A 7966-nucleotide genomic window follows, 5' to 3' on the forward strand; every position below is an offset into this window, starting at 1 on the left:
ATCGACACACTATTGAGTTCTCAAAGAACACACGCACAAGCATCCACCCGCAACATTTCGTCGGGGCTTCAGTCAGGGCAAGGGTTCAAACTTTAGCGCAGACGATCCACCGAAGCAAGTCCGGCGAACAGTGAGCCCGCACACATGATCAGTCAGGCGCTCATCGTCCTACCTCGTTTCCCTGCACCATCCGCCAGCCTCGAGAGGCTCAGCAGATCGGCACCGGGTCGGTGTCCGTGTCGCTCTGACTCGAATTAAGTTACGCAGCCGCGAACGCGAAGTCAAATCGCCTGGTAGACGCGGTGTTTCCCACCCCTATCCGACCCGCCCCGCAGCCTTCCGCGTCCACCACGGAGCCGGCGGCGCCGCAACGCGGCAACCAACCGGCGACGGCGATCCATTAGCAACTGATCAATTGTCCAGGTGAAGTCGATCGCCAAAACTTCCCTCTACCTGCCGACATGACATGGCCCACGTAGACACCACACCCCCTCCGATATACAGTTTCCCGACGTTCAGCAATTCTTCAGTTAACACTGGGGTGAAAGGAGGCCGAGGTGACGGAGGAACTCGACTCGGTCGAACGTCGCGCCTGGAGCGCGGTGGTCACCCTCGCGATGCGAGTGCCGAGCGCACTCGACTCGCGGCTGCAACGCGAGTTCGGTGTGACCCATTTCGAGTACCGGGTGATGGCGCTGTTGCGCGAGGCGCCGGACCATCGGATGCAGCTGAGCCTGCTCGCCGCCAGGGGGCACGGGTCCATCTCCCGGCTGTCCCATGTGGTGTCCAAGCTGGAACGGGTGGGGTGGGCCAAACGCGCGGCGGCGGAATCGGGGCGCGGGGTGGACGCGGTACTCACCGAGAGCGGGCTGGCCAAGGTGGCCGAGGCGACGCCGGAGTACCTGGTCGCGGTGCGCAGGCTGGTGCTCGACGGGCTCGACGACCCGCAGAAGGCCGAGCTGGCCGCGCTGGGGGAACGGCTCTCCGATCATCTGCTCGACACCCTCGGTGATCCCGACGCCGGCGAACCGACACTCGCCTACTGACCTCGTACGACACGACGCCGCCCCGGTCGATGACCGGGGCGGCGTCGTCGGTAGCGGGAATCAGACGTTGTGCGGGCGCCAGGTGGCCACCGCCCAGATCACCACGACATTGATGATGATGATCAGGATCGACCACCACGGGTAGTACGGCAGCCACAGGAAGTTCGCGATGATCGCGAGTGCGGCGATCACCATGGCCATCACCCGGCCCCAGGTCTGACCGGCCAGCAGGCCGATCGCGACGATCACCGCGATCGCGCCGAGGACGATGTGCCACCATCCCCAGGCTGTCAGGTCGAACTGATAGAGGTACTCGGGACCGACGACGATCAGATCGTCGTTGGCGACAGCCGAGATACCTTCCAGGATCTGCAGGACACCGACCACGGCCAGCAGAATGCCTGCGCCGATGGAGGTTCCTGCCGCGATTCCCTCGCGTACCGGGTGCTGATTCTGATCTGTCATCGCTCGGCCTTCCCGTCTGGTCAACGGATGTGCCACCACGGCACACGCCAACGGTAGGAACCAGACGGGGCCGCGCGCCTCACCCGTTGTGGGTGAACTCGCCTACCCGGTGGATCGGGCGCAGCGTCTTGCCGAGGTCGGTGCGCAGCGTGATCAGCGCGTCGAGCAGGTAGTTCTGTCTGACCCGCCATGGATGGCGGTCGCCCTGCCTGGGGAAGGCGGCGATCGAGCGCAGGACATAGCCGGCGTTGAGGTCCAGCAGCGGGCGCTCGGTGAGCGAGCGCTTCGGCTCCGGGACGACGGCCGGCACGCCGGTCCGGTCCAGGTGGGCCAGGACCTTGCAGACCAGGCGCGAGGTGAGGTCGGCGCGCAGCGTCCACGAGGCATTGGTGTAGCCGACGCAGATAGCGAAGTTGGGCAGGCCGGTCAGCATCGCGCCCTGCCAGACGAATTGCTCCGACAGCGGGACCGGGGTGCCGTCGACCGCGGGCGCGATCCCGCCGAAGGCGAGCAGCCGCAGGCCGGTGGCGGTGACGACGATGTCGGCGGGCAGGACCTCGCCCGACTCGAGCCGGATGCCCTCGGGCACGAACCGGTCGATCCGATCGGTGACGACGGCGGCCTTGCCCTTCTTCATCGCCTTGAAGAAGTCGGCATCGGGGGCGGCGCACAGGCGCTGGTCCCAGGGGTCGTAGTCGGGGGTGAAGTGTTCGGCGACCAGCTTGTCGTCTTTGAGGATGCGGGTGGTGAGGCCGGTGAGCAGCTTGCGCGCGGCGGCGGGGCGACGGCGGCAGTACTGGTAGAAACCGATGTTGAACAGGATGTTCTTGGTCCGGATCAGCCGGTGCGCGAGCCCGGCGGGCAGCAGGTCGCGGATCTTGTCGGCCTGCTTGTCGCGGCCGGGCACGGCGCTGATCCAGGTGGGGGTGCGCTGCAGCATGGTGACGTGCTCGGCCTCGTCGGCCAGCGAGGGCACCAGGGTGACGGCGGTCGCGCCGCTGCCGATGATGACGATCCGCTTGTCGCGCACGTCCAGGTCGGCGGGCCAGAACTGCGGGTGCACGATGGTGCCGTCGAAGTCGGCGCGGCCGGCGAACTCCGGGGCGTGCGGCTGCTGGTAGTCGTAGTAGCCGGCGCAGGTGTAGAGGAAACCGCAGGTCAGGGTGCTCAGTTCGGGGCCCTCGGGGCCTTCGTGGGCGATGGTGAGCCGCCAGCGCGCCTGCGCCGAGGACCAGTCCGCGCCGATCACCCGGGAACCGAAGCGGATGCGGCGGTCGATGCCGTTCTCCCGCGCGGTCTCGCGGATGTAGTCCAGGATCGAGGCGCCGTCGGCGATGGAGCGGGCCGCGCGCCAGGGCTTGAACGGGTAGCCGAGGGTGAACATGTCCGAGTCGGAGCGGACGCCCGGGTACCGGAACAGGTCCCAGGTGCCGCCGAGATCGGCGCGGGCTTCGAGAACGGCGTAGCTGCGGTGCGGGTGTTCGGTCTGCAGCCGGTACGCGGCCCCGATGCCGGACAGTCCGGCGCCGACGATGACGACGTCGAGGTGTTCGGGGGCAACGGCGGAGTCGGTCATGGGGTCCAGTGTGCACCCTTCGCTATCCTCGGTGCAGTGTCGATCTTTCGGCGTGCGGGATGGTTGCTCGTCGGCGCACTGGTCATCGTGATGGGGGCGACGTTCGCCGGGTGGCCCGTCTTCGTCAACCCGCAACTGGACCCGCTGCGCCGCGCCGATGTGATCGTCGTCCTCGGCGGTACCCCCTACGAGCGCTTCGACCTCGGGATCGAGCTCGCCCAGCGCGGCTACGCGCCCGAGGTGCTGATCTCGCAGTCCACGGGAGCCGACGATCCGATGATGGACAAGTACTGCGGCGGCCGATTCGCCTTCCGGGTCTCGTGTTTCGTGCCGGACCCGTGGACCACCGACGGTGAGGCGCGTGAAATCGTGCGGCGGGCAAAGATTTACGGCTGGCACCACATCATCGTGGTGACCTTCACGCCGCATGTCTCCCGCGCCCGCTACATCGTCGGCCGGTGTTTCGACGGCGAGATCACCATGGTCGCCAGTCCCACCGAATCCGGCCTGGAATTCTGGGCGTGGATGTATGTGCGCCAATCCGCCGGGTATGTCCGGGCTTTCGTCAACCAGCATTGTGAGACCTCCGGAAATTCCGCGTCCCGGCTTCTAGAGTGACACCGAGCGCGGCCGGGTGCCGGGCCGCGCTGGTAGCACGGGCGAGAGGACCGCCGATGCTTGTCGAGGACCTGCGCACCGTCGGAGACGACGCGCTGCGCACCCAGATCTGCGTCATCGGCTCGGGCCCGGCCGGGCTGACCGTCGCCACCGAATTGGCCGCGGCGGGTCTGCAGGTCCTGGTTCTGGAGAGCGGGGACCACGAAATCGGTCCCACCGAGCCGGAATTCGCCGCCATCGACAGCGTCGGCGCGCCGCGCCTGCCCCGCGACCGCATCGCGGGCTGCCGGGTGCTCGGCGGCAGCTCACACGTCTGGGCAGGCCGCTGCGGATTGCTCGACGATCTCGACTTCGCCACCCGCCCGTGGGTGCGCCGGTCGGGCTGGCCGCTCGAGGCGACCGCCCTGCGCCCCTATGCCGAGCGCGCCGCCGCGCATGCCGGACTCGGGCACGGCACCGGGTTCACCGATGCCGAGTTCTGGCCGCTGGCCGGGCGTCCGGCGCCCACCCCGCTCGACACCGCGTCGCTGCGCTCGTACTTCTGGCAGCTCAGCCGCGATCCGGTGCAGCGCTTCGCCCCGAAGCGCTGGGGTCCCGCCGTCCGCGACATCGTCGCTCCCACCGCCCGGGTGCTGGTGAACGCGACCGTCACCCATCTCGACACCGATGCCACCGGCGCGCACGTGAATTCGGTCGAGGTCACCGGCGCGGGCGGGCGGGTGCGCACCGTCGAGGCGCGGATCTTCGTACTCGCGGCAGGCGGGATCGATACGCCACGACTGCTGCTTGCCTCGCGACGACGGGTCGCGGGCGGCATCGGGAACCGGTACGACCAGGTCGGGCGCTATCTGATCGACCATCGCAGCGGCGTGGTCGCCACTCTGTCCCCCGCGGCCGCCGGCGCGGCGCTGGCCCGATTCGGCAGGTATGTGGTGCGTGGACCGCGGGGCAAACACACCTACCAGCACGGGGTCGCCCTGTCCCCCGAGGTCCAGCGCGGGGAGTCGCTGCTCAACTGCGCGCTGTGGTTGCAGGAGGTCACCGCGCCCGACGACCCGTGGGACGCTGTGCAGCGGGTGCTCAGCGGGAAGGGCCGCCGGCGCGACGGTCGGATCATGCTGTCCGGCACCGGGCTGCTGCTGGCAGGCGCGCGGCGCAGGCTGATCGACGGGGTCGGGCTGCCGCATCGGCTGACCGGCGTCGAGGTGTGGGCGATGGTCGAGCAGGCGCCCGATCCGGACAGCCGGGTGCGGTTGTCCGAGCGCACCGACCCGGTGGGTATGCCGCTGCCCCAGGTGGATTGGCGTATCGACGCGCGTGAGGACGCCACCGTGCGGCGGGCGGCGGCGCTGCTGGTCGCGGAGTTCGCGCGGCTCGGGCTGCCCGCGCCGGAGCTCGTGCCAGCGGCCCGGCCCGGCAGTACCGAGCCGCTGGCGCTGGCCGATCGGGCGCACCCGAGCGGGACCACCAGGATGTCGGCCGATCCCCGGCACGGGGTGGTCGACCGGCAGTGCCGGGTGCACGGAGTGGACAACCTCTACATCGCGGGCAGTTCGGTGTTCCCGACGAACGGGCATGTCAACCCGACGCTGACCGTGCTCGCGCTGGCCGTGCGCCTGGCCGACACCCTGCGCGCCCGCCTCTGATCCGGCCGCGTCACGGACTAGGCTGACCGGGTGCAGGACTCGTCACCGACCTCCCATCCGCACGAACCGCACGCGGAAGGTCTCGCGTCGCGGTTGAACTGGCTGCGCGCCGGCGTGCTCGGCGCGAACGACGGCATCGTCTCCACCGCGGGCCTGGTGGTCGGTGTCGCCGCGACGACCAACAACGCGCACACGATCCTCACCGCGGGCGTGGCGGGTCTGGTCGCGGGCGCGATCTCGATGGCCGCGGGCGAGTACGTGTCGGTCAGCACCCAGCGGGATTCGGAGAAGGCGCTGCTGGCCAAGGAGCGCAGGGAACTGGCCGAGGATCCCGAGGCCGAACTGGCCGAGCTGACCGGCATCTACGAGGCCAAGGGGCTGAGCCCGGCGACCGCGCGCACCGTCGCCGAGGAACTCACCGCCCACGACGCGTTCATCGCGCACGCCGAGGCCGAACTCCGGCTCGACCCCACCGAGCTCACCAATCCGTGGGCCGCGGCGGGCTCCTCGGCGGTCGCGTTCACCTGTGGCGCCCTGTTGCCGCTGCTGGCGATCGTGCTGCCGCCCGCGTCGTGGCGGGTGCCGGTGACCTTCGCCGCGGTGCTCGTCGCCCTGGCCGTCACCGGGTCGGTGAGCGCGCAGCTCGGTGGCAGCCATCGGGGCAGGGCGGTGCTGCGGGTGGTGGTCGGCGGCGCGCTGGCCATGGCTGTCACCTACGCGATCGGGATGATCACCGACACACTGGGTGGGTGAGACGGCTCAGCGGGTCGGCCCGAGGTCGAGCCTGCGGGTGACACGGTCGACGACGTCGGGCGGCATGCCGGGTTCGCGGCGCGCGGCCTGGGCCTCGCGCCTGCCCGCCTCGATGACGGCCAGGCGGACGGCGCGCATCTGGGAGGCGAGCTTGCGCTCCTTGTCGAGGGTGGCCTTGGCGTCGGCGTCGGCCGCTTCGGGGTCGGCCTTGGCCGAGAGGTGGCGCAGGGTGTCCTTGATGTCCTCGTAGACGTCCTCGGGCAGGTCGTCGCGGGCGGCGATCAACTTGAGCTCGGCGAGTTCGGCCCGCAACACTCTCGTCCACAGCTGCTGCTCGACGGCACGCTCCTGCCGGGTGTCGGCGTGCACGCCGGTGATCCGGACGATCAGCGGCAGGGTCGGGCCCTGCACGAGCAGGGTGAACAGCACGACGGCGAAGGCGACGAACAGGATCTCCGAGCGGGCGGGGAAATCGGCGCCGGAGTCGACGGTGAACGGCACGGCCAGGGCCAGCGCCACGGTGGCCACCCCGCGCATCCCGGCCCACCAGGTGACGACCACCTCGCGCCAGGTGAACGGCTCGTCGGTGTAGCGCCGCAACCGGGTGCTCACCGCCCAGGTGACCAGCAGCCAGGCCAGCCGCAGCCCGACGACGACCGCGATGACCGCGGCGGTGACCCCGGCCAGCGAAGACCAGTCGTGCCCGGTGGTGTCGATGACCACGCGCAGTTCCAGGCCGATCAACGCGAACGCGAAACCGGTGATCAGCATTTCGGCGATGTCCCAGAACGCGTCGGCGACCAGGCGGTAGTCGCGATCACCGATCTCGGTCACCGCGTCGGTCAGGTACAGCGCGCAGACCAGCACCGCGAGCACGGCCGAGCCCTCCCAGTGCTCGGCGACGCCGTAGGCGACGAACGGCAGCAGCAGGCTCAGCGCCACCTGACCGGTCGCGTTGTCGAGGTACATGGTGAGCTTGCTGCCCACCCAGCCCAGGACCAGGCCGACCACGAGACCGACCACCGCGGCGAGCACGAAGTCGCCGAGCGCGTGCCACGGCGAGAACAGGCCGGTCACCACGGCCTGGATGCCGACGGTGTAGATGACGATCGCGGTGACGTCGTTGAACAGGCCCTCCCCGCCCAGGGTGACGATGAGCCGCCGGGGCAGGCCGAGCCTGCCCGCCATCGAGGTCGCCGCGACCGGGTCGGGCGGGGCGACCAGCGCGCCGAGCACCAGCCCGGCCGCGACGGCCGTCGCCGGATTCCAGGCGTGGAACACCGCGGCCACCGCGACGGCGGTGACGATCACCAGACCGACCGCGCGTAACGCGATGATCTGCCAGTTCTCCGCAAACTGCCGCCAGGAGGTGCGCCGGGCGGCGGCGTAGAGCAGCGGCGGGAGTACCAGCGGCAGGATCAGTTCGGGCGGGATGTTCAGGCTCGGGACGGCGGGGATCAGCGCGAGCAGACAGCCGAACACCGTCATCAGGATGGACGGTGCGATCCCCACCCGGCCGCCGAGCGATTCGGCGAGCACCGTCACGAGCAGGATCACCAGAGTGAGCACCAACTGGTCCATAGCGGATCAGTCTCACCGACGGTGACGACGCGCGGCGGGCGACCCGCCGCCCGTCACGGCAGTACGGCCGCGGCGGGCGGAACGAAGATCGGCGGCAGCGGGAACGGCAACTGGATGACCGGCGGCGGTGGGGGCGGCGGCGGAGGCGCCGGTGCGGGCACCGGAATCGGCTCGGGTTCGGGCGGGGGCGGCGGCTCGTAGACCGGCGGCTCGTAGGCCGGGGGTGGTTCGAAGGCGGGCGGCGCCTCGACGGGTGCCGGTTCGGGCGGCGGCGGCTCCGC

The 7966-nt window shown here is 70.1% G+C and carries 8 protein-coding genes; 4 read left to right on the top strand and 4 right to left on the bottom strand.

What is annotated here, in order from left to right:
* The first annotated feature begins 557 nt into the window (after positions 1 to 557).
* On the top strand, positions 558 to 1046 hold the full coding sequence (locus ATM97_RS00445) for a MarR family winged helix-turn-helix transcriptional regulator (protein WP_218715903.1): 489 nt from the start codon (positions 558 to 560) through the stop codon (positions 1044 to 1046).
* Between the two features lie 60 nt (positions 1047 to 1106).
* On the opposite strand, the gene ATM97_RS00450 is transcribed toward ATM97_RS00445, so the two are convergent.
* The gene (locus ATM97_RS00450) at positions 1107 to 1511 is read right to left on the bottom strand and encodes a hypothetical protein (RefSeq protein ID WP_218715904.1); all 405 of its coding nucleotides are present in this window, start codon (positions 1509 to 1511) and stop codon (positions 1107 to 1109) included.
* A 79-nt stretch (positions 1512 to 1590) separates the two neighbouring features.
* Positions 1591 to 3087: an NAD(P)/FAD-dependent oxidoreductase gene (locus ATM97_RS00455; RefSeq protein ID WP_218715905.1), complete on the bottom strand. Its 1497-nt coding sequence runs from the start codon at positions 3085 to 3087 to the stop codon at positions 1591 to 1593.
* A 90-nt stretch (positions 3088 to 3177) separates the two neighbouring features.
* On the opposite strand from ATM97_RS00455, the gene ATM97_RS00460 reads away from it, so the two are divergent.
* Genes ATM97_RS00460 through ATM97_RS00470 form a run of 3 tightly spaced genes read left to right on the top strand, consistent with a single transcriptional unit; the run spans position 3178 to position 6104 of the window.
* On the top strand, positions 3178 to 3705 hold the full coding sequence (locus tag ATM97_RS00460) for a YdcF family protein (RefSeq protein ID WP_218715910.1): 528 nt from the start codon (positions 3178 to 3180) through the stop codon (positions 3703 to 3705).
* A 56-nt stretch (positions 3706 to 3761) separates the two neighbouring features.
* Complete coding sequence (locus ATM97_RS00465; protein ID WP_218715906.1) at positions 3762 to 5351, top strand: GMC oxidoreductase; 1590 nt, start codon at positions 3762 to 3764, stop codon at positions 5349 to 5351.
* A gap of 30 nt (positions 5352 to 5381) precedes the next feature.
* A complete protein-coding gene (locus ATM97_RS00470) occupies positions 5382 to 6104 on the top strand; it encodes a VIT family protein (RefSeq protein ID WP_218715907.1) in 723 nt (240 codons plus the stop codon).
* 6 nt (positions 6105 to 6110) lie between these two features.
* Here ATM97_RS00470 and ATM97_RS00475 read toward each other — a convergent pair whose 3' ends face one another.
* Both ATM97_RS00475 and ATM97_RS00480 read right to left on the bottom strand, forming a co-directional pair.
* A complete protein-coding gene (locus tag ATM97_RS00475) occupies positions 6111 to 7685 on the bottom strand; it encodes a Na+/H+ antiporter (protein ID WP_218715908.1) in 1575 nt (524 codons plus the stop codon).
* A gap of 53 nt (positions 7686 to 7738) precedes the next feature.
* Positions 7739 to 7966, bottom strand: a 228-nt coding sequence (locus ATM97_RS00480; RefSeq protein WP_218715909.1) for a hypothetical protein, incomplete at its 5' end; no start/stop codon positions are given.

The sequence above is a fragment of the Nocardia sp. MH4 genome, from assembly GCF_019266065.1.
Lineage (GTDB): Bacteria > Actinomycetota > Actinomycetes > Mycobacteriales > Mycobacteriaceae > Nocardia > Nocardia canadensis.

Excerpts from the sequence above, each read along its gene's own strand:
- ATM97_RS00450 (WP_218715904.1), bottom strand. The coding sequence starts at position 1,511 with ATGACAGATCAGAATCAGCACCCGGTACGCGAGGGAATCGCGGCAGGA.
- ATM97_RS00455 (WP_218715905.1), bottom strand. The coding sequence starts at position 3,087 with ATGACCGACTCCGCCGTTGCCCCCGAACACCTCGACGTCGTCATCGTC.
- ATM97_RS00460 (WP_218715910.1), top strand. The coding sequence starts at position 3,178 with ATGGGGGCGACGTTCGCCGGGTGGCCCGTCTTCGTCAACCCGCAACTG.
- ATM97_RS00465 (WP_218715906.1), top strand. The coding sequence starts at position 3,762 with ATGCTTGTCGAGGACCTGCGCACCGTCGGAGACGACGCGCTGCGCACC.
- ATM97_RS00475 (WP_218715908.1), bottom strand. The coding sequence starts at position 7,685 with ATGGACCAGTTGGTGCTCACTCTGGTGATCCTGCTCGTGACGGTGCTC.